The 24,803-nt window shown below is 71.9% G+C and carries 24 protein-coding genes; 12 read left to right on the forward strand and 12 right to left on the reverse strand.

Features of this window, described 5'->3' with window-relative positions; translation table 11 throughout:
- Window positions 1-13: 13 nt before the first annotated feature.
- Window positions 14-1,102 (reverse strand): hypothetical protein, encoded by a 1,089-nt coding sequence (locus ACZ60J_RS22820; protein ID WP_469684402.1) that lies wholly within the window; start codon window positions 1,100-1,102, stop codon window positions 14-16.
- A gap of 146 nt (window positions 1,103-1,248) precedes the next feature.
- On the opposite strand from ACZ60J_RS22820, the gene ACZ60J_RS22825 reads away from it, so the two are divergent.
- On the forward strand, window positions 1,249-1,749 hold the full coding sequence (locus tag ACZ60J_RS22825) for a hypothetical protein (RefSeq protein WP_469684404.1): 501 nt from the start codon (window positions 1,249-1,251) through the stop codon (window positions 1,747-1,749).
- A gap of 170 nt (window positions 1,750-1,919) precedes the next feature.
- On the opposite strand, the gene ACZ60J_RS22830 is transcribed toward ACZ60J_RS22825, so the two are convergent.
- Window positions 1,920-2,318: an SCO4983 family protein gene (locus ACZ60J_RS22830; RefSeq protein WP_469684406.1), complete on the reverse strand. Its 399-nt coding sequence runs from the start codon at window positions 2,316-2,318 to the stop codon at window positions 1,920-1,922.
- Between the two features lie 172 nt (window positions 2,319-2,490).
- On the opposite strand from ACZ60J_RS22830, the gene ACZ60J_RS22835 reads away from it, so the two are divergent.
- A complete protein-coding gene (locus tag ACZ60J_RS22835; RefSeq protein ID WP_469684408.1) occupies window positions 2,491-3,699 on the forward strand; it encodes a polyprenyl synthetase family protein in 1,209 nt (402 codons plus the stop codon).
- Window positions 3,696-4,337 (forward strand): biliverdin-producing heme oxygenase, encoded by a 642-nt coding sequence (locus ACZ60J_RS22840; RefSeq protein WP_469684410.1) that lies wholly within the window; start codon window positions 3,696-3,698, stop codon window positions 4,335-4,337. The genes ACZ60J_RS22835 and ACZ60J_RS22840 overlap by 4 nt, the downstream gene beginning before the upstream one ends.
- Before the next feature lie 13 nt (window positions 4,338-4,350).
- Here ACZ60J_RS22840 and ACZ60J_RS22845 read toward each other — a convergent pair whose 3' ends face one another.
- On the reverse strand, window positions 4,351-5,562 hold the full coding sequence (locus tag ACZ60J_RS22845) for a pyridoxal phosphate-dependent aminotransferase (protein WP_469684412.1): 1,212 nt from the start codon (window positions 5,560-5,562) through the stop codon (window positions 4,351-4,353).
- Between the two features lie 365 nt (window positions 5,563-5,927).
- Here ACZ60J_RS22845 and ACZ60J_RS22850 point away from each other — a divergent pair, with 365 nt between their 5' ends.
- The gene (locus tag ACZ60J_RS22850) at window positions 5,928-6,260 is read left to right on the forward strand and encodes a hypothetical protein (protein WP_469684414.1); all 333 of its coding nucleotides are present in this window, start codon (window positions 5,928-5,930) and stop codon (window positions 6,258-6,260) included.
- 67 nt (window positions 6,261-6,327) lie between these two features.
- Here the strand turns inward: ACZ60J_RS22850 and ACZ60J_RS22855 are convergent, their stop codons facing one another.
- Window positions 6,328-6,573: a DUF977 family protein gene (locus tag ACZ60J_RS22855; protein ID WP_469684416.1), complete on the reverse strand. Its 246-nt coding sequence runs from the start codon at window positions 6,571-6,573 to the stop codon at window positions 6,328-6,330.
- A gap of 2 nt (window positions 6,574-6,575) precedes the next feature.
- The gene (locus ACZ60J_RS22860) at window positions 6,576-7,787 is read right to left on the reverse strand and encodes a PTS transporter subunit EIIC (protein ID WP_469684869.1); all 1,212 of its coding nucleotides are present in this window, start codon (window positions 7,785-7,787) and stop codon (window positions 6,576-6,578) included.
- A gap of 310 nt (window positions 7,788-8,097) precedes the next feature.
- Between ACZ60J_RS22860 and ACZ60J_RS22865 the strand changes: the two genes are divergently transcribed.
- Window positions 8,098-8,574: a macro domain-containing protein gene (locus ACZ60J_RS22865; RefSeq protein ID WP_469684418.1), complete on the forward strand. Its 477-nt coding sequence runs from the start codon at window positions 8,098-8,100 to the stop codon at window positions 8,572-8,574.
- A gap of 132 nt (window positions 8,575-8,706) precedes the next feature.
- Window positions 8,707-9,846, forward strand: coding sequence for an alpha/beta hydrolase (locus tag ACZ60J_RS22870; protein ID WP_469684420.1), 1,140 nt, complete (start codon window positions 8,707-8,709; stop codon window positions 9,844-9,846).
- A 6-nt stretch (window positions 9,847-9,852) separates the two neighbouring features.
- Here the strand turns inward: ACZ60J_RS22870 and ACZ60J_RS22875 are convergent, their stop codons facing one another.
- The 5 genes from ACZ60J_RS22875 to ACZ60J_RS22895 all read right to left on the reverse strand — a co-directional run bounded on the left by ACZ60J_RS22875 (window position 9,853) and on the right by ACZ60J_RS22895 (window position 14,710).
- Window positions 9,853-10,335, reverse strand: a complete 483-nt coding sequence (locus tag ACZ60J_RS22875; protein WP_469684422.1) for a nitroreductase/quinone reductase family protein — start codon at window positions 10,333-10,335, stop codon at window positions 9,853-9,855.
- A gap of 124 nt (window positions 10,336-10,459) precedes the next feature.
- The gene (locus ACZ60J_RS22880; protein ID WP_274549281.1) at window positions 10,460-10,645 is read right to left on the reverse strand and encodes a hypothetical protein; all 186 of its coding nucleotides are present in this window, start codon (window positions 10,643-10,645) and stop codon (window positions 10,460-10,462) included.
- A gap of 96 nt (window positions 10,646-10,741) precedes the next feature.
- Window positions 10,742-11,749, reverse strand: a complete 1,008-nt coding sequence (locus ACZ60J_RS22885; protein ID WP_469684424.1) for a YdcF family protein — start codon at window positions 11,747-11,749, stop codon at window positions 10,742-10,744.
- Window positions 11,750-11,813: 64 nt separating this feature from the next.
- Window positions 11,814-13,400 carry an N-acyl-D-amino-acid deacylase family protein gene (locus ACZ60J_RS22890; protein WP_469684426.1) on the reverse strand — a complete coding sequence of 529 codons (1,587 nt, stop codon included), beginning with the start codon at window positions 13,398-13,400 and terminating at the stop codon, window positions 11,814-11,816.
- Between the two features lie 32 nt (window positions 13,401-13,432).
- Window positions 13,433-14,710, reverse strand: a complete 1,278-nt coding sequence (locus ACZ60J_RS22895; protein ID WP_469684428.1) for an amino acid deaminase — start codon at window positions 14,708-14,710, stop codon at window positions 13,433-13,435.
- Between the two features lie 164 nt (window positions 14,711-14,874).
- Between ACZ60J_RS22895 and ACZ60J_RS22900 the strand changes: the two genes are divergently transcribed.
- From ACZ60J_RS22900 to ACZ60J_RS22910, 3 genes are all read left to right on the forward strand, one after another.
- A complete protein-coding gene (locus ACZ60J_RS22900) occupies window positions 14,875-15,648 on the forward strand; it encodes an IclR family transcriptional regulator (RefSeq protein ID WP_469684430.1) in 774 nt (257 codons plus the stop codon).
- The gene (locus tag ACZ60J_RS22905; RefSeq protein WP_469684432.1) at window positions 15,645-16,055 is read left to right on the forward strand and encodes a RidA family protein; all 411 of its coding nucleotides are present in this window, start codon (window positions 15,645-15,647) and stop codon (window positions 16,053-16,055) included. Before ACZ60J_RS22900 ends, ACZ60J_RS22905 begins: the two co-directional genes overlap by 4 nt.
- A gap of 233 nt (window positions 16,056-16,288) precedes the next feature.
- The gene (locus tag ACZ60J_RS22910; RefSeq protein ID WP_469684434.1) at window positions 16,289-18,175 is read left to right on the forward strand and encodes a serine/threonine-protein kinase; all 1,887 of its coding nucleotides are present in this window, start codon (window positions 16,289-16,291) and stop codon (window positions 18,173-18,175) included.
- Between the two features lie 88 nt (window positions 18,176-18,263).
- On the opposite strand, the gene ACZ60J_RS22915 is transcribed toward ACZ60J_RS22910, so the two are convergent.
- Together ACZ60J_RS22915 and ACZ60J_RS22920 are read right to left on the reverse strand one after the other, a co-directional pair.
- A complete protein-coding gene (locus ACZ60J_RS22915) occupies window positions 18,264-19,601 on the reverse strand; it encodes a M14 family metallopeptidase (RefSeq protein ID WP_469684436.1) in 1,338 nt (445 codons plus the stop codon).
- Window positions 19,602-19,710: 109 nt separating this feature from the next.
- Window positions 19,711-21,408 (reverse strand): chitinase, encoded by a 1,698-nt coding sequence (locus ACZ60J_RS22920; RefSeq protein ID WP_469684438.1) that lies wholly within the window; start codon window positions 21,406-21,408, stop codon window positions 19,711-19,713.
- A gap of 415 nt (window positions 21,409-21,823) precedes the next feature.
- Here ACZ60J_RS22920 and ACZ60J_RS22925 point away from each other — a divergent pair, with 415 nt between their 5' ends.
- Genes ACZ60J_RS22925 through ACZ60J_RS22935 form a run of 3 tightly spaced genes read left to right on the forward strand, consistent with a single transcriptional unit; the run spans window position 21,824 to window position 24,800 of the window.
- Window positions 21,824-22,744 (forward strand): hypothetical protein, encoded by a 921-nt coding sequence (locus tag ACZ60J_RS22925; RefSeq protein WP_469684440.1) that lies wholly within the window; start codon window positions 21,824-21,826, stop codon window positions 22,742-22,744.
- Window positions 22,745-22,783: 39 nt separating this feature from the next.
- Window positions 22,784-23,488, forward strand: a complete 705-nt coding sequence (gene cpaB, locus ACZ60J_RS22930; RefSeq protein WP_469684442.1) for a Flp pilus assembly protein CpaB — start codon at window positions 22,784-22,786, stop codon at window positions 23,486-23,488.
- Between the two features lie 7 nt (window positions 23,489-23,495).
- A complete protein-coding gene (locus ACZ60J_RS22935) occupies window positions 23,496-24,800 on the forward strand; it encodes an AAA family ATPase (protein ID WP_469684444.1) in 1,305 nt (434 codons plus the stop codon).
- Window positions 24,801-24,803: the final 3 nt, after the last annotated feature.

Consider the following 24,803-nt stretch of genomic DNA (forward strand, 5'->3'; position numbering starts at 1 on the left):
ACGGTCGGTCCCCCTATCCCTTGGCCCGCGCGGCCAGCGCCATCAGGACCTTGACGGTCGGTGCGCTGACCTGGCGCAGGCCGGTCAGCTCCGCGTTGAGGTACGCGGTGTGTGGCGCGGTGGCCGCGGTGAACTCGGCCACGCCCTCCGTCGGCCGGAACCCGTGGCGGATCACGAGCGAGCGCAGCTTCGGGTCGGTGGCCAGCAGGGTGCCGAGCTCCTTGGCCTTCTCGCTGATCGGTACGAAGGTGTGCGGGGAGTTGACGGTGGTGTCGGGGTACAGCACCACCATGCCTGCGACGTCGCCCGTTACCTGCTTCTGCTGGAGGAGGCTCGCCACCTGGGACTCGTAGGCGAGGATGAGCGGTTCTCCGCTGCCGCTGATGAAGGCGCGGAAGGGGCCGTCGGTGCTCTGCTCCAGGGCGCCCTGGACGGAGATCAGCTTCTTCATCAGGGGGGCGGTCCGCTCGATGGCGGCGTCGTCGGAGACGACGGCCGTCCCGTTGGCGACGTTCGAGGTGGTGGCGAGGAAGAGGGCGCCCGAGTTGGAGGTGGTGGGGTCGGTGGTCTTGACGAACACGGTGCCGACCAGCTCGGGGTAGGCGTTGGTCCCGCCCTGGAGGTCCTGCCACTTCCTGTCCTCGGCGGCGGCCTTCAGGAAGGGGCCGAGGAGGAGGGTGCCGGTGTTCTTGCCGTTCATCTTCGCGAGGCCGTGCTCGCTGAGCACCTTGGCCGCGTTGGAGCGGGCGATCACGACGAGCGGGGAGAAGAAGGGCTTGGTGGTCTGGGCGCCCTGCACGCCCGCCTTCTCCTCGATTCCCGCGGCCGGTTCCGTGCTGCTGGGGAAGGCGAAGTCGAAGTCCTTGAGGGCGAGTTGGTCCATCGCCCAGGATCCCGAGGTTTCGGTCTTCACGGTGTAGCCCTTGTCTGCAAGGGCCTTGACGACGTCGGGGTCGCGGAAGAACTCGGACTTCTCCGAACCGATGACGCCACGCACGGTCTTCGTTGCCGTGCCCTCCGGCTTCTGTCCTCCGAGGGCGATGACGACTATCACGCCACCGACCAGGAGGACCGCCAGGGCGATTCCTAGGATGCGTCTCACGGGTGCAGAGTGCTCGCGGAAACCCACATTCCGCGCGGAGTTGAGTGAACGAGAGGTGACCAGGCGGTCCCACTTCGAAATGCTGTGTGGGCCCTGTGGTGCTGGTTCCCGGGGCGGCGGGCCGGGAGGATCGTCCCATGGGTGGCGTGAGCGCGTTGAAGTGGCAGGGCTGGCTGGTCGCCCTGGTGTTCGTGGCGGGACTGCTGGTCTTCGCCCCGCTGGGGCTGTACGTATGGGCGGGAGGGCGGCCGGCGGTGCGGCCGGCGGGGGCCGCGCCGGACGACGTACGGATCACCGACTGCCGGATCGACCCGGTGAGCCGACGCGTGGTGGCCTCGGTCGAGGCGGTCAACGGCTTCCCGGAGCCGGGTGCGTACGTGGTCACGGTGGAGTTCCGCGAACAGCCGGTGCCGGGTCCCGCCGACCGGGGTCCGCAGGTCCTGGTGAAGATCCCGGGCGTCCGCCCGGCCGCGACGGAACAAGCCGAAGCGGTCGGCCCGCTCTGGCCCCCGGCGACGGCCCCCTGGTGCGGCGTCGCGGCGGCCGAGTTCACCCCGGCCACATCCCTCCCGGCCGGCGACATCCCCAGCCCCGCCGGCGACGTTCCCAGCCCCGCGGGCGACATCCCCAGCCCCGCCGGCGTTTGAGGCGATCTCTTCGGGTCCGGGCAGCGCCCGGGGAACGGTGGAAGGGCGGGTAGGGGACTCCGCCCGCAGGGCAGGCGCGTCCGCCGGGCAGCGGCGAAGCGGGTTGCAGGTTCAAGCCCCGCAGGGCATGGCGCCCGGTCCGGAGCCTCCGCGGCCCCGGACCGGGGCCGTCAGTGGGCGCCAACGAGGTCGAGCGCGGCGGCGTGCGCGTCCATGCGCTCGGCGGCGAGGATCGCCACCGTGGTGTCGGCGCGGGACGCGGCGACGAGCAGGGCGCGGGCGGCAAGATCGTGGGCGCGCTGGTGCAGCACGGCCGTGGCCTCGGCGTCGTGCTCCCGGCCGGGCCGCCGGGGCGCGCGGGCGGGCTCGGCTCCGCGCAGGCGGGTCACCTGGGCGGCGACGACGGCGGCGGCTTCGTCGAGGCCGAGCTCGTCGGTGACGGTGAGCAGTGCGGCGAGGTGCCCGGCGAGCTGGATGTCCAGTGCTTCGGAGCGGCTGCTGCGGGGGTAGTCGCCGGGGTGGACGCCTATGCGGGGGTCGACCGCCTTGGTGCGAATCGGCTCGTACATGGAGTCCTCCTGCGTGGTCAGAGGACCATCCTACATTGGATTCGTTCTAAAGTTGAGCTGAATCTTGGTCCTGTGTGTCGGCTTGAATGTGTCTTGCCATGGCCGGGGGGCAATGCCGACTCTTCTCCTTTCGGGGCAGGTGACCCGACTGGTGTGACGCTCGGGGGACGGAATGGCTGGGGCCGCAGACGCGTCGGGCGCGTCAGGCATATCGGGCGCAGAGGCAGTAGAGGCAGTCGTACGGAGCGACGCGGCGCTCCTGGAGAGCGACCTGGCAGCCTTCCTGGCCTCCTTGACCACCGCGCCGTCCGCACCGGAATCGGTGTACGAGGCGGCGCTGGCCCGTTCCCTGTACGTCCCGGTCGCCGATGCCGTCGGCTCGAAGGTGGGCCAGCAGGCCCTGGCCCCCACCGCGGGAGCGCCCGAGGGCCGGGCCCCGCTGCGGCCCTCGATGGTGTTCTGGGCCTACCGCAACTACCGGGGCTTCCCGGGCGAGGCCGGTGAGGCCGACGGGTCCGGCGGGTCCGGTGGGTCCGGCGGGGGAGACTCCGCCGCGGACCTGGCCGCGGTCCGCCGCGCGGCCGTGGCGGTGCGCGTCCTGCTGAAGGCCGCGGTCGTCCTCGACGACATCCAGGACGGCAGCGGCGTCCGCTACGGCGAGCCCGCCCTCCACGTCACCCACGGCATCCCGCTCGCCCTCAACACGGGCTCCCTGCTGATCACCGCGGCCCTGGAGCACGCGGCCGACCCGGCCGTCGTACGGAGCCTGCTGCAGTCGGTCGGCCGGGGCCTGACGGGCCAGGCCGTCGACGTCTCCACGCGCACCGCGGCCACCCGCGCCGAACTGCCGGCCGCGCCCCGCGGCGAGCGGATCGCCTTCTGGGAGTCGATGGCCGCGCTCAAGACGGGCACGCTCTTCCGGATGCCGCTGGACGCGGCGGTGGCGGCCCTGGGCGTCGTGGAGGACGAGCGCCGGGTCCTCGACGAGGCCATGCGCCGCCTCGGACTGGCCAGCCAGCTCTTCAACGACCTGACCGATTTCGTGCCCGGGTTCTGCGGCCGCGCCACCCACGAGGACTTCGGCCAGCTGAGCAACCGGGTCCTCCTCGAACTGCTCGACTCCGCGCCCGCCGGGCTGCGGGCTTCGGGCGAGCTGGTGGGGCCGCGGCTGAAGGAGTTCGTGCTCGGTCATCCGGAGCTGGACCGCACGCTCCTCGTCCTCGCGGCGGAGGCGGTGGAGCTGAAGCGCTCGGCGATGGAGGCGGTCCGCGGCGTGTGCCGCTCCGAGCGGAGCGCCCGCTACTTCGACGTGACGATCGAACGCAAGGGCCACCTCATCGACCGGCTGCACGCGACGCTGCTGAAGGGTGGAGGCGCATGAGCCCCACGGACCGCCACACGCTCGTCGACCGCATCCGGGCGAGCACCCGCGGCCGGCACCAGGAGCTGGAGGGCACGCCCTTCTCCCTCGCGATGCTCGCCGGGACGCTCCCGCTCGACCGGTACGTCACCCAGCTCGCCGCCTACCGCCGGGTCCTGGCGGCGCTGGAGGCCGAGCTCTCCCGCGCCACGGACCCGTGCGTCACCTCGGTGTGGTCGGCGGAGCTGGTCAAGCTCCCCCGCATAGACCGCGACCTGATGTACTTCGCCGAGGACGGGGTCTTCCCGGCGTCCACCGCGGCCGCCCCGGCGGACGCCCTCGTACGGGAGATCCGCGCGGCCGCGGCCTCGGACCCGCCGGCCCTGCTCGGGTTCCTCTACGTGCTGGAGGGCTCCACGCTCGGCGGCACGATCCTGCGCCGGTACGTCGCCGAGGCCTACGGGCTGCCCGGCACGGACGGCGTGGCGTACTACGCCAGCGGCGACCGCGAGCGCTGGGCCCGCTTCACCGCGCGCCTGAACGCGGCGCTGCCCGGCCCCGGCGAGCAGGACCGGGTGCTCGCCGCCGCCGGGCAGGCCTACCACCACGTCGCCGCGATCTCCGAGGCCCTGTCCGCGGGACTCGTCGCAGCCGCGTAGTCACGGCTCGCGGCTACGGCTGGCTGTACCCGTCGAGGAAGTTGCCGATCCGGGTGACCGCGTCGGCGAGGTCCTTCGCGTTGGGCAGGGTCACGATCCGGAAGTGGTCGGGCTCGGGCCAGTTGAAGCCCGTCCCGTGCACGACCATGATCTTCTCCTCGCGGAGCAGGTCGAGGACCATCTGCCGGTCGTCCTTGATCTTGTAGACGGACGGGTCCAGCTTCGGGAACAGGTACAGCGCGCCCTTCGGCTTCACGCAGGTGATGCCGGGGATCTGCGTCAGCAGCTCGTACGCCGTGTCGCGCTGCTCCAGGATCCGCCCGCCGGGCAGCACCAGGTCGTTGATCGACTGGCGTCCGCCGAGGGCGGTGGCGATGGCGTGCTGCGAGGGCATGTTGGCGCAGAGCCGCATGTTCGCCAGGATCGTCAGGCCCTCGATGTAGGACGAGGCGTGCTTCTTGGGCCCGCACACCGCCATCCAGCCCGAGCGGTAGCCGGCGACGCGGTAGTTCTTGGAGAGCCCGTTGAAGGTCAGGCACAGCAGGTCCGGCGCGATGGCGGCGGTGTTGGTGTGCGTGGTTCCGTCGTAGAGGATCCGGTCGTAGATCTCGTCCGAGCAGACGATCAGGTTGTGGCGGCGGGCGATGTCCGTCAGCCCGCGCAGCATCTCGTCGTCGTAGACGGCGCCGGTCGGGTTGTTCGGGTTGATGATCACGATCGCGCGGGTCCGGTCGGTGACCTTGCGCTCGATGTCGGCGAGGTCCGGCATCCAGTCGGACTGCTCGTCGCAGCGGTAGTGCACGGCGGTGCCGCCGGCCAGGCTGACGGACGCGGTCCACAGCGGGTAGTCCGGCGCCGGGACGAGCACCTCGTCGCCGTCGTCGAGCAGCGCCTGCATCGACATCTGGATCAGCTCGGAGACCCCGTTGCCGATGTAGACGTCCTCGACGTCCAGGTCGATGCCCTTGGTCTGGTAGTGCTGCATGACCGCACGGCGCGCCGAGAGCAGGCCCTTCGCGTCACCGTATCCGTGGGCGTTGCCCAGGTTGCGGAGCATGTCCTCAAGGATCTCCGGCGGGCACTCGAAGCCGAAGGCCGCGGGGTTGCCGGTGTTGAGCTTGAGGATGCGATGACCTGCTGCTTCGAGCCGCATCGCCTCTTCGAGGACGGGGCCGCGGATCTCGTAGCAGACATTGGCGAGTTTCGTTGACTGGATCACCTGCATGACGGGAGCTTACGGGTCCCGATGCGGGCGCGCTCCGCTATTTGACCCGGAGCCCAGGGGCGGGCGGCAGACCGATATGTCCCCTTTCGCGCAAAGCTTGGGTACGGGCGCCACGAGCCCTTGGAAACCGGGGCCGCGGCCCCGCTCCGGCCTGCGGAATGAGTGGGCCGAGCGGAGGGCCCGGGAACGGTGTTGCGCTCGTCACCCTGTCGGCTCCTAAGGTGTCTGCGGCGCGCGGCAGTGATCAAGGAGAGCGGGGGACGCGGGAGATGGACGACGCAAGACCGGGCGCACCGGGCGGATGGGGCGCACCGGGTGCATCGGGGACGGGACCGGGGACGGGACCGAAGGCGGACCTCCCCTCGGTGCTGCGTTTCGCGACCGAGCTGTGCGCCTGGGTGGCGGCCCCGTGGGCGCTGGCCGGCTGGTCGGTGACGGCGGCGGTGGCGAGCGTGGTGCTGCTGATCGGCCTGCCCACGGTGTTCTCCACGCCGGGGGACAAGGCCCAGGTGATCGTCGCGGTGCCGGGCACGGTGACGATCGCGCTGGTGCTGCTCCAGCTCGTCGTGGCCGTGGCGGCCTCCTGGTCCGCCTGGCCCGTGTGGGCGGCGGTCCCGGTGACGGCCCTCGCGGCGGCCTGCCTGGTCGCGGAGCGCACCCGGTGGCGCGGGCTGCTGGTCGCGACGGCACGGGCCTGAGGAACGCGAAAGGGGCGGGGCACCACCGGTCGGTCGGTGGTGCCCCGCCCCCGCTTTCGGGTGGCGCTCAGGCCGTGGCGGGCGCGGCGTCCGCGGCGGGAGCCGCGATCGTCGCCCCGGAGCGGATCCGGCGTATCCGGCCCTGCGCGTCCAGGTGCTGGAGGTCCCGGTGGACGGTCATCCGGCTGACGCCCAGTTCCCGTACGAGGTCCGCGACCCGGACGCGGCCGTTGGCCCGCACCGCTCCGGCGATCAGCTCGCGCCGCTCCTCGCAAGGCATTCCCCGCCCGGGAGTGCGCTGCGTCGTGGGCACGGTTACTTCGCCTCGGCCTTGAGGATCTCGGCGAGCTCCTCGTCGGACTCGCGGCCCGGGGTCGGCAGGTTCCACTTGGTGATCGCGAAGCGGAAGATGACGTAGTACAGCGCGGCGAAGCAGAGGCCGATGCCGGCCAGACCCCACGGGTTCGACGCGATGCCGAGGTTGAGGAAGAAGTCGATCGCGCCGGCCGAGAAGCCGAAGCCGTCCTTCATTCCGAGCGCCCAGGTCAGCGCCATCGAGACACCGGTCAGGACCGCGTGGATCGCGTACAGCACCGGGGCGATGAACATGAAGGTGAACTCGATCGGCTCGGTGATGCCCGTGACGAAGGCGGTGAGCGCGAGGGAGAACATCATGCCGCCGACGACCTTGCGGCGCTCGGGGCGGGCGCAGTGCACGATCGCGAGGCAGGCGGCCGGGAGGGCGAACATCATGATCGGGAAGAAGCCGGTCATGAACTGTCCGGCGCTCGGGTCGCCGGCGAGGAAGCGGGCGATGTCGCCGTGGGCGCCGTTGTACTCGCCCGCCTGGAACCACGGGAAGGAGTTCAGCAGGTGGTGCATGCCGACGGGGATCAGCGCACGGTTGGCGACACCGAAGATGCCCGCGCCGACGGCGCCGGAGTTGACCAGCCACTCACCGAAGCCGTGGATGCCCTTGCCGAGCACCGGCCAGATGAGGCCGAAGACGATGCCGATGACCAGACCCGCGAGGGAGGACATGATCGGGACGAGGCGGCGGCCGCCGAAGAAGCCCGCCCAGTCCGGCAGCTTGGTCCGGTAGAACTTCTGGTACAGCAGGGCGACGACGACGCCCATGACGACACCGCCGAGCACGCCGGCGTTGACCGGGGCGTCCACGAGGGCGACCTTGTGCTCGACGACCTTCTCGATCTGCGGCACGTTGCCGTCGGTGAAGGTGCCCAGCACCTTGGCGAAGACCAGGTAGCCCGCGACGGCCGCGAGACCGGTGGAGCCGTCGGCCTTCTTGGCGTAGCCGACCGCGATGCCGACGGCGAAGAGCAGCGCCAGGTTGTCGAAGATGGCGCCGCCGCCGGCGGCCATGTACTTGGCTATCTCGTTGCACCAGCTCGGCAGCGAGTCGCTGCCCAGCATGTCCGGCTGACCGAAGCGCATCAGCAGCGCGGCGGCCGGCAGCACGGCGATCGGCAGCATGAGGCTGCGGCCGAGGCGCTGCATGACCGCCATGGCGGCGGAGTTCTTCTTGGCAGACGGGGCCGTCTGCTCGGCTGTACTCACGGTTGCTTCCTCCAGAGGAAACGGGGTGTGTTGCCAAGGCAGGCAGCGCTTGTGTGGGCTGGGCAACAGCTAAGGAAAATGCGCTATTTGCAGCGCGATGTTCCAGTTGTAACACGGTTAAAACGGCATAAACCCATGGTCGTAAAGACTGCGGACCAACGACCCGAAGGCTGAGGCCCCAAGCCCCTCCCCTCCCCGTGCCTTCCGGCGCTGTCAGAGGGTCCGGGTACCTTCCGGACAGGGGAAAGGGGGGATCGGCATGCACGAGCCAACGATCGTCCGGGGGGACGCGAGCAGTCCGCAGGCCCGGGGGCCGAAGATCATCGCGCACGTCTGCAACGACCGCGGAGGCTGGGGCAAGGGCTTCGTCCTCGCCCTCTCGAAGCGCTGGAGCGAGCCGGAGGCCGCGTACCGGGCGTGGCACAGGGGTCGCAGCGGGAACGACTTCGCGCTGGGCGCGGTGCAGCTCGTCCAGGTCCGCCCGGACACCTGGGTCGCGAACATGATCGGCCAGCACGGCATCCGCACCGGCAGCGGCGGCCCGCCCGTCCGGTACGAGGCGATCGAGCAGTGCCTCGCCCGCCTGGCGGGCCACGCCGTGGAACGGGGTGCCTCCGTCCACATGCCCCGCATCGGCTGCGGACTGGCCGGCGGCACGTGGTCCCGCGTCGGCCCGCTGGTCCGGGACGGGCTGTGCGCGCAGGGGATACCGGTCACGGTGTACGACTTCGCCTAGTGCCTGGTGCCGCGACCGGAAAGGTCCACGGGGTCGCGGCGCCCGGCGCGGCACCAGGCGGTTTCGCCGGCGCTTCCTCCGTGGAACCACAGAGGGGTACTTCGGCACTGGCGTCGCGGGGGAGTGGTTCCGATGGCTGTGGGTTATGCGTTGACCGCTGTGCTGGCGGCGGTGATCGCGGTGTTCTGCCTGGTGCGCATCCGCGGGCCGAAGCCACTCTTCTTCTTCAGCTACCGGCTCGGCCTGGTCTTCAACGAGATACCGCACGTCGCCCTCTACGCGCTGACCGCCTCCACGGCGCTGGCCTTCGCGGAGGGCGACATCGCCACGGCTGCCGACCGGGCGGCCGTGGCTCTGGCCGCCGTCGCGGCCGCCGGGCTCGTGGTGGCCGCCCGCCGGGGGATACGGACGGCGCCGCTGGTCAGGGGCGCCCTGGACGAGGCGCTCGGTGCCGGAGCCGCCACCCGCCGCAGGCCGCCCCTGGCGCGCATCCTGCTCCGGCCCGTGTTCCGCCGCCGCGGCGACGTCACACGGGTGGGCGACCTCGCGTACGGGGACGCGGGCCGCCGCAACCTCCTCGACGTCTACCACCACCGCGCGCGCCCCGAGGGCGGCCCCGTACTGATCCACTTCCACGGCGGCCACTACGACCAGGGACGCAAGAACACCCAGTCACTGCCCCTGCTCTACCGGCTCGCGAGCCGGGGCTGGGTCTGCATCAGCGCCAACTACCGTCTGCGGCCCGCCTTCTCCCACCCGGACCACCTGATCGACGCGAAGAAGGTCATCGCCTGGGCCCGCGAGCACGCCACGGCGTACGGCGCGGACCCCGCGGCGGGCGTGTTCGTATCGGGAAGTTCCGCGGGCGGCCACATGGCGGCGCTCGCCGCCCTCACCCCCAACGAACCGGCCTACCAGCCCGGGTTCGAGGAGGCGGACACCACGGTGACCGCCGCCATCGCCCTCAACGGCTACCTCGGGGTGTACTTCGACGGGGACCCGGCGACCTCGCCGGTCAACCTCGCCCGGGCGGACGCGCCACCGTTCCTCATCGCGCACGGCGACCTGGACGAGCTGGTGGACACCGACAACCCCAAGGCCCTCGTCACGGCCCTGCGCTCCGTCTCCACCTCGCCGGTCGTGTACGTCGAACTCCCCGGCGGCCACCACGCCTTCGACCTCTTCCACTCCTTCCGCTTCGAGGCCCTCATCGACGGCATGGAGGACTTCGCCGCATGGGTCCGCTCCCGGCCGCAGCGCCAGGCCGGCTAGGCCGGCTCAGCGTTCGATGATCACCAGGGGGATCTCGCGGGGTGCGGCCGCCGACTGGTGGTCCTCGTAGGCGGGCCACAGGGCGGTCACGGCCTCCCAGTACGTCTCCCGCTCCGCCGGGGTCGCCGTCCGTGCGCGGGCCTGCGCGGTCAGGGCGCCGACCTGGAGGCGGACCTCGGGGTGGGCGGTGAGGTTGCGGTACCAGGAGGGGACGCCGGGCGTGCCGTCGGCCGCGGTGGCCAGCACGATGTGGCGTCCGTCGTCCTTCGCGTAGATCAGCGGCGTGCGGACGGGCCGGCCGGAGAACCGGTCCAGGGTGGTCAGGAGCAGCGTCGGAACCCCGTGCCACAGGTGCCCGTCGGCGCCGGAGGTGTCCACGTACGTGCGCACGTGCGTGGAGAGCTGGCCCGTCGGCGGGTCGGCCGGGTGGTCCCAGTCGGGGGTCGCGGTCGGGGTCCCGGTCGCGGTCGTGGGGGAGTCGATCGCCATCGTTGCGGTCCTTTCGGATTCGGCCCCCGAGCGGCTAACGAGCATCCATCGATTCTGGATGCGCACCGTCCGCCGCGCACCTCGGGGCGGACCGGGTGCCCGGTCCGCCCCGCTCCGGGCCCACCTACGGGAGGTAGCGTTCGAGCGCCCTCGCGCCCTCCTTCTCGATCAGCTTGCGCGCCTTCTCGACCCGTTCCGGCGTCGGGTCCTGGCCGCGTGCCATGACGAGGTCCTCAGGGTCGAACGGGTGCTCCGACCCCGTGTAGAGGTGGGCGGGGCGCTGGGGCTGCTGGTCCGATTCACTGTCCATGGCTACCTCCTGCTGTGTCCCCCTGGCCCCCATCCTCCGGCCGCGCCCCCATGAACGCACCTCGGGACCGGGGCCGGGCCCCGGCCGGGCCGCGGCTCAGGCCGTGAGGGCCGCAAGTGCGGCCGTCAGGACGACGACCGCCCCGCAGATGCCGAGGTTCACGGTCCTGTGCTCCCAGAACACCGCCACGAACTCCCGGATCGTCGCGCTCGGCCAGAAGTACGCCGCCGTCGGCGATCCCAGCACCTGGCCGTTCACCCCGGCCTTGCGGGCCATCATCGCGGCGCGGAAGGCGTGGAAGTTGTTGGTGACCACCACGCAGCGGTAGCCGGGGTCGGCCGCCTCCATGATCGTGCGGCTGAACAGGAGGTTCTCCTCCGTCGTGCGGGACCGGTCCTCCAGCCGCACGTGGTCCTGGGGCACGCCCTGGGCGATCAGCCAGTCGGCCATCGCCCGCGCCTCCGCGAGCTTCTCGTCCGATCCCTTGCCGCCCGAGGTCAGCAGCAGCGGCACCCGCCCGCCGCGGGCGATCTGCGCGTCGTGGATCTCCCGGCCCTTGCGCAGCCGCGAGGCCAGCAGCGGCGGGACCCGGTCGCCGCCGATGAGGCCGGAGCCGAGCATCACCACGAAGTCGACGTCCCCGTGCACCTTGATCCGGCCGTAGAGGAAGGCGTAGGCGAGGAAGCAGAGGAAGAGGAAGGAGACGTACCCGGCCAGGAGGAGCACGCCCACCACCACCGCGTCCCAGGACTGCGAGCCCCGGTTGCCCAGGATCAGGACGAACCCGATCAGGGCGAAGATCGCCACCCCGGCCGCGAAGGAGAGGAGCGCCGGGCGGCGGCCCTCCTTGCGGATCACCGTCACGGCGTTGCCGATCAGGAAGAACCCGAGCGCGATCGTGCCGAGCGCCGGGACCAGGAAGACCAGCGCGACGACGGCCGTGTCGAGACCGGCGGGCAGGTTCGGGACCAGGGTGAGCAGGGCGACGGACAGGAAGATGAGGGTGAGGCCCAGATAGACCGCGTTGCGGAAGCGCCGGCGGTCCTCCCGGACGCTCACGCCGAAGAGGACGAGGAAGAGAGCGGCGGGAACAAAGGCGTACATGCTGCTCATCGTATGTGCGGCAATCGGCCGACCGGCAGCCCGTCGGCGGCCGATCCGTGGCCGATCAGCGCCCGCCGTACGGGGTCCGGCGGACGGACCGCCCCGCGAGGACGTCCGTCCTGCGCCCGTCCCGTACGACGAAACGCCCGTCGATCAGCACGTACGGGATCCCGGACGGCAGCGCGCGCGGCTGCTCGTACGTCGATCCGGCCGCGACCGTCAGCGGATCGAAGAGGACCAGGTCCGCCCGGTGCCCGACGCGCACCAGCCCCCGGTCCGGCAGCCGCAGCCGTGCGGCGGGACGGCCGGAGAGGTGGGCGACGCACTCCTCCAGGGACAGGACGCCCAGCTCGCGCACGTACTGCCCGAGGTAGTGCGGGAAGGTGCCGTAGGCCCGCGGATGCGGTTTCGCGCCCTGCAGGATGCCGTCCGAGCCGCCCGTGTGCACCGGGTGGCGCATGATCGCCCGTACGTTCTCCTCGTGCCCGACGTGCTGCAGGATGCTCGGCCCGAGCCGGTCGCCCAGCAGCAGCGCCCGGGCCGTCTCCCAGTCGGGGACGCGCGTGCCGACGTACGCCCCGTAGGCCGGGTCCGTGGTCCCGGCGATCTCGATCGTCGACCAGTCGACCGGGACCCCGTGGCAGCCGTCGGCGCCCTCCACCTCCAGCGCGTACCGGATCCGCTCGGCCTGTGCGTCGTCGCGCAGCCGGGCGAGGACCGCCTCGGGTCCGCCCTCGTTCGCCCAGCTGGGCAGCAGGGCGACCAGGGTGGTGCAGCCGGGGGTGTACGGATAGCTGTCGAGGGTGATGTCGGCGCCGCCGGCCAGTGCGCCGTCGAGCAGGGCGAGCAGTTCGCCCGCCCGGCCCTCGTTCTCCCCGAAGTTCATCGTGGCGTGCGCCAGGTGCAGGGCGCAGCCGGCCTCGCGGGTCAGCTCGACCATCTCGGCGTAGGCGGCCATGGCCCCGCGGCCGTACGAGCGGTGGTGCGGGCAGTAGTAGCCGCCGTAGCGGGCCACCACCCGGCACAGCTCGCCCAGTTCGGCGCCGGAGGCGTACATGCCCGGGGTGTAGGTGAGCCCCGAGGACATGCCGACGGCGCCCTGCGCGAGCCCCTCCGCGACCAGCGCCCGCATCCGGTCGAGCTCCGCGGGGGTGGCGGGGCGGTCGCCCCAGCCGACGACGTGGGCACGGACGGTGCCCTGGGGGACCAGGTAGGCGGCGTTCACGGCGATGCCCTGCCCGCCGTGGGCCCGGTCGAGCCGGTCCAGGTACCCGCCGACGTCACGCCAGTCGAAGTCGATGTCCTCGCCCGTGCCGTTCCAGCCGGCGATGGCGGCCCGCACCTCGGCCAGCGTGCGGTCGTCGACGGGGGCGTACGACAGGCCGTCCTGGCCGAGGACTTCGAGGGTCACGCCCTGGGCCGCCTTCGCGCCGTGGTCCGGATCGCGCAGCAGGGCCAGGTCGCTGTGGGCGTGCATGTCGATGAAACCGGGGGCCAGGGCGAGCCCGCGGGCGTCGAGCGTGCGCCGCCCGCCGCCCGCGATCCGGCCGCCCACCTCGACGATGCGGCCCTCGTGGACGGCGACGTCGGCGGTGTGGGAGGGCCCGCCCGTGCCGTCGACGACGCGGGCCCCTCGGATGACCAGGTCCATGGTGGTGGGAACGCTCCTCGGGAGCCGGGCGTCTAGAAGAACGTCCGGACGTACTCGGTGACCGTGCCGTCGGCTTCCACCACCGGGATCAGCGGCCACTTCTCGAAGATCGTGCACGGGTGGGACATGCCCAGCGCCACCCAGTCGCCGACCTGGACGTCCTCGGCGGAGTCCGTTTCCAGCCAGGCGTGCTGGTCGGAGAGCTTGAGGACGCGGATGCCGGTGGCCGGGCGCTCGGCTCCGGTCAGGGGATCGCGCACGAGCTCGGCCTCGGGCAGCCCCAGGTCGTAGGCGATGTCCCGCTTGCCGGCGTTGACGAACGCCTGCGTGGGGGACGGCCGGGAGACCACCTGCGTCCAGAGCCGGAAGGCGGGGCGCAGGCCGCCCTCCTCGGGGATCCGGTTGAAGGGGGTGAGGCGGGTGTACCAGCCGTGGTCGTGGGAGACGTACGCACCGGAGCGCAGCAGCTTCAGGACCGGCCGCGAGAGCTCCGGCAGCTCGGCGAACACGTCGGCGACGGCGTCGAACCAGGCGGAGCCGCCCGCGCTGACGACGATCTCCCCGACCCCCTCGAACCGCCCCGCCTTGTCGAACTCGGCCGCCAGGGCGGTGAGCCGGCGCAGGTAGGCGTGCACGGAGTCCGGGTCGGCGCCGGGCACCTCCGCCTCGTATCCGGCGATGCCGACCAGGCGCAGGGTGTCCGTTCCCGCCACCGCATCGGCGACGGCCCGGCAGTCCTCGTCGGTACGGGCCCCCGTGCGGGCGCCCTCCCCGGCGCCGAGCTCGACGACCACGTCGACCCGCTGGGACTGCCCCCGGAGGGCCCGGTCCATGAGCTGGACCCCGCGCACGGAGTCCACGTAGCAGACGAAGCGGAAGTCGGGGTCCGCGGCGAGCTCGGAGGCCACCCAGCGCAGGGCGGCGGCGTCGACGAGCTCGTTGGCGAGGAAGATCCGCTGGATGCCGAACGCCCGGTAGACGCGCGCCTGGTGGGGGACGGCGGCGGTGATGCCCCAGGCCCCGTGCTCCAGCTGACGCCGGAACAGCTGCGGGGCCATGCAGGTCTTGCCGTGCGGGGCGAAGGCCAGGTTGTGGCGCTCGGCGTAGGTGCCCAGGGCTGCGAGGTTGTGGCTCAGGGCCTCGGCGTCGAGGGTGAGCACGGGCGTCGTGAAGCCGCCGGTGTAGAGGCTGCGCCGCTCGGCGGTCAGCTCTCCCACGGTGAGGCCCGCCTGCCCGGCGTCCGGGGGGAGTCCCTTGAACCGGTGGTCCACCGGCTCCTGGGCGAGTGCCTGGACGGGGTCGCTGGGCATGTGCGTGTGCCTCCCGGGGCATTGCGGATGTTGCGTACAGTGCAACAGTCGTTGCGTGCACTGCTGCATGCTGTCTAACATCCCGGGTGACGACGGGTCAACGGGGCCGGGTCGGCAGGGCCGGGCCGACAGGCCGAGCCCCGATTCCATACAGAGGTGGCGGCGTGAGCCAGTCGGTGGAGCGGGCGCTCCGGATCCTGCCTGCCCTGGCCAAGGGCCCCACCGGGCTCGGCGAGGTCGCCGAGGTGCTCGACGTGCACAAGAGCACGGCCCTGCGGCTGCTGCGGACCCTCCAGGAGCACGGCTTCGTCTACCGGCAGGGCGACGGGCGCTACCGGCTCGGGGCCTCCCTCTTCGCGCTGGCCGCCGAGTCCATCGAGAACCTCGACGTCCGCGACATCGCGCACCCGCACCTGCTGGAACTGAACCGGATCACCGGCCACACCGTGCACCTCGCCCTCCACCAGGACGACGAGGTCGTCTACGTGGACAAGGTCGACAGCCGCTACGCGGTGCGGATGTACTCGCGCATCGGCCGGCCCGTCCCCCTCACCGTCGCCGCCGTGGCCAAGCTGCTCGTCGCCGACCTGCCGGAGCCGGAGCGCCGGGCCCTGGCCGCGCGCATCGAGTACCCGGCCTACACCTCCCGCTCCACCCCCGACGCCGACGCGTACCTGCGCGAGCTGGACCTCGTACGCGCCCAGGGGTGGGCCACGGACATCGGCGGGCACGAGGAGTCCCTGAACTGCCTGGCCGCCCCCGTCCGCGGACCCGACGGCCGCGTGGTCGCCGCGATGTCCGTCTCCGCCCCCGGCGTGGTCCTCTCCGTCGTGGGGCTGCTCGAACTCCTCCCGCTCGTACGGCAGACCGCCGACGCCATCGGCCGCGAGTACTCAGGCTCGGGCCCCGTACAGGAACAGGAAGAACACAGGCCATGACCGACAAGATCGCGATCGTCCCCGCCACCCACACCGACCCGCCCGCGAAGTTCTCGCACGGCGTCCGCAAGGGCAACATCCTCCAGGTCGCCGGCCAGGTCGGCTTCCTCCCGCACGTGGACGGCCAGGAGCCCACGCCCGCCGGCCCCACCCTGCGCGAGCAGACCCTCCAGACGCTGGAGAACGTCCGCTCCGTCCTGGAGGCGGGCGGCGCCGGCTGGGACGACGTGATGATGCTGCGCGTCTACCTCACCGACACCACGCACTTCGAAGAGATGAACGAGATCTACAACGCCTACTTCGAGGAGCAGAACCTGAAGGCGGCCCCCTCCGCCCGCACCACCGTCTACGTGGGCCTCCCCGGCGACCTGCTGATCGAGATCGACGCCCTCGCCGTGCTGGGATAGTCCGCTACACCGAGGGCGGGTCCGACGCCGACGGCGACGGGTACCCCGTCTTCCGCGGCTGACCGGCGCATCCCGGCGGCACCGGCGGCCCGGCGGCACCGGCGGCGGGCCAACTCCCGCCGCCGGGAACGCCGTCCGTCCCGGTGGGACGACGGCCGCCCATTGGGTACCCTCGCGGGTGACTTCGGGGCGCCGGCGGGGGCCGGGACGCCGCTAGCAGGGACGGATCCTCAATGAGCAGCGCACCTTCGGCAGGAATCTTCCAACCGCTCAAGGCGGACGACCCGGAGGTCGTGGGCGGCTACCGGCTCGCGGCGGTGCTCGGCGCGGGCGGCATGGGCAAGGTGTACCTCTCGTACACGCCGGGCGGCCGCCCCATCGCCATCAAGGTGATCCGGTCCGAGTTCGGCGAGGACCCCGAGTTCCGGCGGCGCTTCCAGCAGGAAGTACGGTCCGCGGAGCGGGTCCAGGGGCTCTACACCGCCCCCGTCATCGACTCGGACACCGAGGGCGCCCAGCCCTGGCTGGCCACGGCCTACGTGCCCGGCCCCTCCCTCGCGCACGCCGTGGCCCACCACGGCGCACTGCCGCCGCGCAGCGTGCTGCTGCTGGCCGTCGGGGTCGCGGAGGCCCTGACCGTCATCCACGGAGCGGGCATCGTCCACCGCGACCTGAAGCCCGCCAACGTGCTCCTCGCCTCCGACGGCCCGCGCGTCATCGACTTCGGCATCGCCCGCGCAGCCGACACCACCGCCCTGACCAGCACGGGCGTCAGCATCGGCACCCCGGCGTTCATGGCGCCCGAGCAGGCCTCGGCGGGCACGATCACCCCGGCCACCGACGTCTTCGCCCTCGGCCAGATCGCCGCCTTCGCGGCCATCGGGTCCTCCGTCTACGGCGACGGGCCCTCGCACGCCGTGCTCTACCGCATCGTGCACGAGGACCCCGACCTCGGCGGGCTGCCCGAGGAGCTGCGGCCCCTGGTGACCCGCTGCCTCAGCCGCGACCCGGCCGACCGGCCCGCGCTGACCGAGGTCATCGCGCTGTGCAACGAGGCCGCCGGCGCCGAGCCGCTGCGCCAGGGCGAGGACTGGCTGCCGCGCGCGGTCGCCGGTTCCATCACCGAGCGGGTGCAGTCGCTGCCCGCACCGGCGCCCACCCCGCCGCCGCGGCCGGCCACGCCGGTGCCGACCGAGGTCTCCGCGCAGCCTCCGGCCGCGAGCCCGCCCCCGGCACCCGCCGCCGCGCCCGGCTACGCGCCCACCGGTCTCGCCGCCGCCGCGACCCAGGCCGCCGCTGCGCAGCCCGCTCCGGCCCCGACCGGACCGCCGACGGCCCCGACCGGCTACGGGACACCGCCCGGGTACGGGCAGCCGACGCACCCGCAGCCGGCGCACCCGCAGCCTTCGTTCGGGCAGCCCGCGTACGCGCAGCCCCCGCGCCCGCAGCCCGCGTACGCCCAGCCCGCCTACGCGCAGCCGGGATGGGGGCAGCCCACGTACCCGCCCGCCCCGGCCCGTCCCAAGCGGACCGGGCTGATCGTCACCCTGTCCGTCGTGGGTGCGGTCATCGGGCTCGCCGTCATCGGGTCCCTGCTGCCGGACGGCGACAAGAAGGACGGCGCGGCCGGGTCGCCCGGCAGCGGCGGCGGTGGCACGGCGAGCGCGAGCGCCTCGCCGGGCGGGAACGGCAAGCGCGCCGACCCGCAGCCGGTCTCGTACCAGCACATCGAGATGCCCGAGAACCACCAGGTGATGCTCGCCGACAATCCGCCGCGCCCGGCCGAGACCAAGAGCGGCGTGCTCTACGGCTCGGGGGACCTCTTCTACTACCGGGACACCCTGTTCGGGGACGAGAAGTTCGGCACGGACAACGGCAAGATCGTCCTGCTGAACAACTCCGAGAAGGGTTCCCTGGAGACCTGCCGCGCGGTGACCCGCTTCACCGAGAAGGTCGGCCTCGACGAGCTCACGGACGGTTCGCAGGTCTGCGTGCTGAGCAAGGCCGGGCACATCGCGGTGGCGACCTTCCGCGGCCGGACGGGCGCCAAGGAGTCGACCAAGTACCTCACCGTCGACCTCACCATCTGGCGCAACGCCCAGGAGGCGGAGAAGGACTAGGCCGTCTCTTCCGGATCTGGCCGGGCCGGCACGCGCGAAGGGGCGCCCCCCTGGCGGTGGGGCGCCCCGGCTCACGTGGCAGCGGGCACTACGGGCAGTACTGCGCCTGCTTGCCGATCGACCGGTACATGCAGTCCGCGTTCTCCAGGAGCTGCAGCACCGCGTCCTTGTTGCGCGCCGTCTCGCGGTCGATGACCTCGTCCGGCGGGTAGAAGCCGCCGCCGCCCGAGCCGGTCGGGTACATCTCGAAGGTGTAGGCGAAGATCTTCTGGTTGCCCCACAGCCAGTCGTCGATCGTCCCGTCCGTGATGTACAGGTCGCTCGACTGCTCGGGCGTGTAGCCGTTGCTGGCCGCCATGCTGGTGCCGATCTTCTTGTACACGGCCAGGTCGTCGGCGGTCAGTCCGGGCGCCGTGTCGTTGTACGTCCACCCGTACGGCCACAGCACGAGCTCGCTGTACGTGTGGAAGTCGATGGCGGCCTTGATCTGCTGCTTGCCGCCGATCACGCGGCTGCGCACGAAGTCCGAGACGACCTTGACCTCGGGCGCCGACTCGGCGGCCGGGCCCCGGTAGGTCTCGGAGCTCTTGCTGGAGCTGGAGCCGCCGCAGCAGCCCCACTTGTAGTTCCAGTTGCGGTTCTCGTCGGTGCCGACGTAGGAGGAGCCGGAGTTCGGCTGCCGGTTCTTGCGCCAGGAGCGGTACGAGCCGGAGGCGATGTCGTACTCGCCGCCGTCGGGGTTGAGGTCCGGGATGATCCAGATCTCGCGCCCGTTGACCGCGTTGGTGATCCGCGAGTCCGTCCCGTACTTGGAGCCGAACTCCTTGAGCAGGTAGAGGGCCATCTCGACCGTCAGGTGCTCGCGGGCGTGCTGGTGCGCGGTGAAGAGCACCTCGGGCTCGGCCTCGTCGGTCGCAACGTTGTCACTGATCTTGATCGCGATGAGGTCGCGGCCTTCGTAGGACTTTCCGATGACCTGCTTGCTCATGATCGAGGGGTACTGGGCGATGCGCTGGTTGATCTCCGCGTTCGCCTCGGCGTAGTTGTGGTAGAGCGCGTCCTTCGACGGGAAGTCGTTGATCCCGGCGGCGATGTCGCGCCCGTCGGAGCGGTCCGGCGGTCCGGGCAGCGCGGTCAGCTCGTAGCCGAGGGCGCGCAGCTTCTTGGCCTGCATCGGGTCGGCGCTGACGACGACCGAGCGGGCGTCCACCTCGTCGATCGAGATGCCGGTACGGAGCAGGGCGGTGCGTTCCGTCGCCGTGGACGGGCCCTGGATCTCGTACTGGGTGATCGACTCGTCCTGGGTGGCGGTCGACGGGGTGGGCGGCGGGGCTGCCGTCGCGCTCAGGCCGTAGGCGGGTGCGCCGAGCGCGAGCGCGAGAAGGGCCGCCGTGACGGCGGCCCTTCGGCGGTGGTGGAGCCGCATGCGTTCTCCTGGTGGGAGTGTGGGGGTAGCCGTGCGGACGCGCACAGCGTGCTCTCGTGGCATGTCCGGGTCAAGAACCTCAAACCAGCCATCCCCACACACCTACCTGCTACGGCAGGCCGTGGACCTTCGGACCCACCGCGTTGGACCAAGCGCTACCCGCTTTGGCGTCCCAGTTGGTCGACCAGGTCATCGCGCCGCGCAGCCCCGGGTAGGTCTTCGAGGGCTTGAAGCTGCCGCAGCTCGTGCCCCTGGCCAGGCAGTCCAGCGCGTTGTTCACGATGGTCGGCGAGACGTAGCCGCTGCCCGCGCCGCTGGGGGAGGCCGGGACCCCGATGCCCACCTGCGAGGGGTCGAGCCCGCCCTCCAGCTGGATGCAGGCCAGCGCGGTGAGGAAGTCCACCGAGCCCTGGGAGTAGACCTTGCCGTCGCAGCCGAGCATCGCGCCGCTGTTGTAGTACTGCATGTTGACGACGGTGAGGATGTCCTTCACGGCGAGGGCCGTCTTGAAGTAGCCGCCCGCCGTCGACTGCATGTCGATGGTCTGCGGGGCCATGGTGAGGACCATCGAGGGTCCGGCCTTCGCCGACAGCGCCTTCAGCGCCTGGGTCATGTAGGTCGGGTTCAGGCCGTTCTCCAGGTCGATGTCGATCCCGGTGAAGCCGTACTCCTGCATCAGCGCGTACGCGGAGTTCGCGAGGTTGTTCGCGGACGCCGAGTCGTTGACCGAGATGGTGCCCTTCTCGCCGCCGATGGAGAGGATGACGGACTTGCCGGCCGCCTTCTTCGCGGCGATGTCCGCCTTGAACTGGGGGACCGTGTAGCCGCCGAGGCCGGCCGAGTCGAGGTTGAAGGTGATGGCGCCGGGCGTGCTCGTGGCGTCGGCGAAGGAGACGGCGATGATGTCGTACTGCGCGGAGACGTCGGAGATCTTCTGGACGGTCGCGCCGTTGTTGAAGTTCTGCCAGTAGCCGGTCACCGCGTGCTTGGGCACCGAGGGGTTCGGATTGCCGCCCCCGCCGCTCGTGGTGGTGCCGGGGACGGCCGCACCCTTCACGCCCTCGCCGGCCGCGTTGTACGCGCTCACCTGGAAGGAGTACGTGGTCGACGCGGCGAGCCCGGTGATCTGCGCGGAGGTGCCCGAGGTCACGGTCTGGACGCGGACGCCGTCCTGATACACGTAATACCCGGCCGCCCCGCTGACCGCGTTCCACGAAAGGGTGAGCCCGCTGGAGCTCTGGCCGGAAACGGCGCTGCCCGACGGCGCGCCGGGGATGGACGGCCCGGGGTCGGTGCCGCCTCCGCCGTCGGGGCCGAAGACGCTGAACTCGTCGACCACGAAACCGGGCTGGCCGTACCAGCCGTGGGTGTAGACGGTGACCTGGGTGGTGCTCGGGCCGGTGGTGAAGGTGGTGGACAGCTTCTGGAAGCCGCCGCCGGTGCCGGGGGTCCAGGTGGAGACGTCCTGGGTGCCGGTCCCGGTCGCGCCGAGGTACACGTACGAGCCGTTGACCTGTTGGCTGAGCGTGTAGGTCGAGTTCGGCTTGACGGTGACGACCTGGCTGCACCGGGCGTTGTCCTGGCCCGCCGGGGTGGCCTTGAGGGCGCCGGCCCCCGCGAAGACGGGGGAGGAGACGACCTCGCCGCTGCCGGAGGTGCACGTCCAGTTGGCGAGTCCGGACTCGAAGCCGCCGTTGCGGACGACGTTGACGTCGGCGGCCTGGGCGGTGCCGGTGGCCACGGCGGTGAGGCCGGCGGCGGCGAGGGTGACGGCGAGCGGGATGGCGAGGGAACGTATGCGGTTCACGTGGGCTCCGTGGGGGGAGTGGGGAAGTGAGGACGCGTCAGAGAGGTGTTCCGGATCGGGTTCGGGGCAGGCGTGGTGCAGGACCAGGGCAAGCGTGTGGGGCGGGTTCGGGGCCGTGGGGTGCCCTGCGGCCAAGTTGGTCTAGTCCAATGTCCATGTCAAGAGTCTTTGCAATATGGCTTGAACTGATCGACCTGCCCGTCGACTTGCGATCCCTGTTGTCCGGATTTTCCCGCCCCCCGTGACACGTGCCGGAGGCACGGGAATGTGCAAGGCCCTGCCCTGTCAGGAAGGACGTGGATATGGTGCTCGGGCAAGGGGGAAGGGTGTTGATCGTTTGCGGTCGCGCAGCATGCGCGCACCCGCCGCGGTCAGGGGAACGCCCGTGGACGACGGGGTGAACGGGGGGATGCGCATGCCGATCGCCATTGCTGTCACCAGCGCCGATCTGGTGCTGCCGGCCCCGGACCGGCACACCCCGGCCGCCGCCGTACTGCCGCCGCCCGAGGAGCTCGACCTCGACGGCGCGCTCGCCCAGACGGCCGGCCTGCTGGAGCGCCACGGCCACCTGGTGGTCCTCGTGCCCTCCTGGCTCCGCGCCTCCGCCGTCCGCCGCCTGCACACCGTCCGGGCCATCCTGGAAACCGACCGGATCGCACTCGTCGACGTCGATCTCCCGCCGCTGGGAACCGCCCTGCTGGTGCGTCAGCTGCGCCAGCTCAGCGTCTGCGACTTCAGCCCCGGCGTCCTGGCCTCCGCCGCCCGCTTACTCGCCCACTACATCTACGCGGGCGCACTGCTCGGCTCGGTCGCCAAGCTGGACCGGGTACAGGTCGGGCTGAAGGCGCACGCCAAGTCCTGGTCTCCGAACGCCCAGTTCGCCGTACTGGCCCATCCGACCCCGCACCTGGTCAAACTGGGCTCGGGCTCCGGCGGAACCCACGGCGGCGGCGCCACCCTCCCCCCGGGCCCCGACTTCGCCACCCACCTCACCTTCGCCCGCGGCCAGCTCACCTCCGACTGGGTGGCCTCCGACCTGGCCCCCGCCTGGCGGGTCCAGGGCGTCATGGAGAACCCGCTGCCCGCGGACTCGGCCGCCTGGTGGGCCACGCCGAAGCTGGTGGAGTTCGCGGCCGCCATCCCCGACCCCTCCGTGCTCTACCAGCTCGTCGCCTCGGTCCGCCGCGAGGAGTGCCGCTGGTGCGGCTTCGAGCTCATCGGCGACCGCTGCAGCTTCTGCTCCGCCCCGCTCCTCGCACCGCAGCCGCCTCCGCAGGAGGCCTCCGCGGCCACCCCCGCGGACCGGCTCCGCCCCAGATCCAGATCCAGACACTGACCGGCCCGAACGAATGAAGAACGGCGAGGTACGACGCACATGAACTCACGCCAGCGCCGCGGCGTCATCCTGCTGATCCTGTCGGTCCTGTGCGCCCTCGCCGCCTTCGGCGGAGTCCTCGTGGTGATGGGAGACGTCAACTCCAAGGTCGGCAACGAGGTCGTCGCCTACCGGGTGAAGGGCGACATAGCCCCGTACACCCCCCTGGCGGCCGGCCAGTTCGAGGAGGTCACGGTCCCCAAGCGGTGGCTGTCCGAGACCGCCGTCACCGATCTGGGCGTGCTCAAGGACAAGCTGGCGCTCACCTCCCTGAAGAAGGGCTCGCTGCTCCAGAACGACATGTTCGTCGACAAGCCGAAGCTCCAGGCCGGGGAGCAGGAGATCGCGATCATGATCGACGCCTCCACGGGCGTCGCCGGCAAGGTCACCCCCGGAGCCAAGGTCAACATCATCGGCACCTACAAGGGCAAGAAGCCGACCGACCCCGACACCTCCGTGCTCATGGTGGCCAACGCCCGCGTCATCAACGTCGGCAGGCTCACCCCGATCGACAGCAAGGACGCCGACAAGAAGAGCCCCGTCGACGCCGTCCCGATCACCTTCGCCCTGTCCACCAAGGACACCCAGCGCGTGGCCTACGCCGAGTCCTTCGCCGTGCACGTACGCCTGGCCCTGGTGGCACCCGGCACCGACTCGGCGCCCAACCCGGGCGACCACTTCTACACCCTCGAAGGGGACCGGTGAGGCGCCGATGACCACCCGAATCCTCCCCGCGGTCGGCGACCAGGAGTCCGCCCGCGCCATCGCCACCCTGCTCAGCCAGCTCCCGGGGGCCGAACCGGCCGGCCCCGTCCCCGACTCCACCTCCCTCCTCGACACCCTCGCCCGGCTCGCGAGCGATTCGATCGACGAGCTGCCCGAGGTGGTCCTCGTCCACGAGCGGATCGGTCCGCTCCCCGCCCTGGAGCTGATCCGCGAGGTCGCCCTGCGCTTCCCCGCGGTCGGAGTCGTCCTCCTCACCTCCGACGCGAGCCCCGCCCTCTTCTCCGCCGCCATGGACTCCGGCGCCCGCGGCCTGATCGGCCTGCCCCTCGCCTACGAGGAGCTCGCCGCCCGCGTCCAGGCCGCCTCCCAGTGGTCCGTGGGCGTACGCCGCCACCTGGGCCGGGGCCCGGAACTGCCCAGCGGCCCGGGCGGCAAGGTGGTCACGGTCACCGGCGCCAAGGGCGGGGTCGGCGCCACCTTCGCGGCCGTGCAGTTCGCGCTGGCGGCGGTCGCGGCCGGGCGGCGCACGGCCCTGGTCGACCTGGACCTCCAGGCCGGCGACGTGGGCTCGTACCTCGACGTGCAGTTCCGCCGCTCCGTCGCCGACCTCGCCGGCATCCAGGACATCTCCCCGCGCGTCCTGCAGGACGCCGTCTACGACGACCGCACCGGCCTCGCGCTGCTCCTGGCCCCGGCCGACGGCGAACGGGGCGAGGAGGTCGACGACCGGGCCGCCCGGCACGTCGTCGCCGCCCTGCGCGCCCGCTACGAACTGGTCGTCATCGACTGCGGCACCCAGGTCACCGGCGCCAACGCGGCGGCCGTGGAACTGGCCGACGTGGCCGTCCTGGTCACCACCCCCGACGTGGTCGCGGTACGGGCGGCCAAGCGGATGGTCCGGATGTGGGAGCGGCTCCAGGTCAGGAAGGCGGAGGAGACCACCATGGTCGTCAACCGCTGGTCCAAGCAGACCGAGATCCAGCCCGCCCTGATCGAGAAGATCACCAAGACCCGGTCGGTCCGCACCCCCGTGCCGGCCAACTTCAAGGAACTCCAGGCCGTCGTCGACGCGGGCCGCGTCCAGGACCTCGACAACCGCTCGACGGTCAAGCAGGCCCTGTGGACGGTGGCCGGCGAACTGGGCCTGCTGACCGCCCCGGAGGCGCCGGACGCCCCGGCGGCCACCGAGCCGGGCGCGGCCCTGGCCGTGCGGGGCTCCGGGCCGGTGGCGCGGCTGCGCGGAGACCGGGGAGCCCTCGGCTCCTGGTCGCGGCGCGGGCGGGAGGGCTGAGGG

Source organism: Streptomyces sp. NPDC104226 (assembly GCF_055584085.1).

What these genes read in the sequence shown, in the direction of transcription:
- ACZ60J_RS22830 (WP_469684406.1), bottom strand. Translation starts at nt 2,318, where the DNA reads ATGTACGAGCCGATTCGCACCAAGGCGGTCGACCCCCGCATAGGCGTC.
- ACZ60J_RS22835 (WP_469684408.1), top strand. Translation starts at nt 2,491, where the DNA reads ATGGCTGGGGCCGCAGACGCGTCGGGCGCGTCAGGCATATCGGGCGCA.
- ACZ60J_RS22840 (WP_469684410.1), top strand. Translation starts at nt 3,696, where the DNA reads ATGAGCCCCACGGACCGCCACACGCTCGTCGACCGCATCCGGGCGAGC.
- ACZ60J_RS22845 (WP_469684412.1), bottom strand. Translation starts at nt 5,562, where the DNA reads ATGCAGGTGATCCAGTCAACGAAACTCGCCAATGTCTGCTACGAGATC.
- ACZ60J_RS22860 (WP_469684869.1), bottom strand. Translation starts at nt 7,787, where the DNA reads ATGGCGGTCATGCAGCGCCTCGGCCGCAGCCTCATGCTGCCGATCGCC.
- ACZ60J_RS22865 (WP_469684418.1), top strand. Translation starts at nt 8,098, where the DNA reads ATGCACGAGCCAACGATCGTCCGGGGGGACGCGAGCAGTCCGCAGGCC.
- ACZ60J_RS22870 (WP_469684420.1), top strand. Translation starts at nt 8,707, where the DNA reads ATGGCTGTGGGTTATGCGTTGACCGCTGTGCTGGCGGCGGTGATCGCG.
- ACZ60J_RS22875 (WP_469684422.1), bottom strand. Translation starts at nt 10,335, where the DNA reads ATGGCGATCGACTCCCCCACGACCGCGACCGGGACCCCGACCGCGACC.
- ACZ60J_RS22880 (WP_274549281.1), bottom strand. Translation starts at nt 10,645, where the DNA reads ATGGACAGTGAATCGGACCAGCAGCCCCAGCGCCCCGCCCACCTCTAC.
- ACZ60J_RS22885 (WP_469684424.1), bottom strand. Translation starts at nt 11,749, where the DNA reads ATGTACGCCTTTGTTCCCGCCGCTCTCTTCCTCGTCCTCTTCGGCGTG.
- ACZ60J_RS22890 (WP_469684426.1), bottom strand. Translation starts at nt 13,400, where the DNA reads ATGGACCTGGTCATCCGAGGGGCCCGCGTCGTCGACGGCACGGGCGGG.
- ACZ60J_RS22895 (WP_469684428.1), bottom strand. Translation starts at nt 14,710, where the DNA reads ATGCCCAGCGACCCCGTCCAGGCACTCGCCCAGGAGCCGGTGGACCAC.
- ACZ60J_RS22905 (WP_469684432.1), top strand. Translation starts at nt 15,645, where the DNA reads ATGACCGACAAGATCGCGATCGTCCCCGCCACCCACACCGACCCGCCC.
- ACZ60J_RS22910 (WP_469684434.1), top strand. Translation starts at nt 16,289, where the DNA reads ATGAGCAGCGCACCTTCGGCAGGAATCTTCCAACCGCTCAAGGCGGAC.
- ACZ60J_RS22915 (WP_469684436.1), bottom strand. Translation starts at nt 19,601, where the DNA reads ATGCGGCTCCACCACCGCCGAAGGGCCGCCGTCACGGCGGCCCTTCTC.
- ACZ60J_RS22925 (WP_469684440.1), top strand. Translation starts at nt 21,824, where the DNA reads ATGCCGATCGCCATTGCTGTCACCAGCGCCGATCTGGTGCTGCCGGCC.
- cpaB (WP_469684442.1), top strand. Translation starts at nt 22,784, where the DNA reads ATGAACTCACGCCAGCGCCGCGGCGTCATCCTGCTGATCCTGTCGGTC.
- ACZ60J_RS22935 (WP_469684444.1), top strand. Translation starts at nt 23,496, where the DNA reads ATGACCACCCGAATCCTCCCCGCGGTCGGCGACCAGGAGTCCGCCCGC.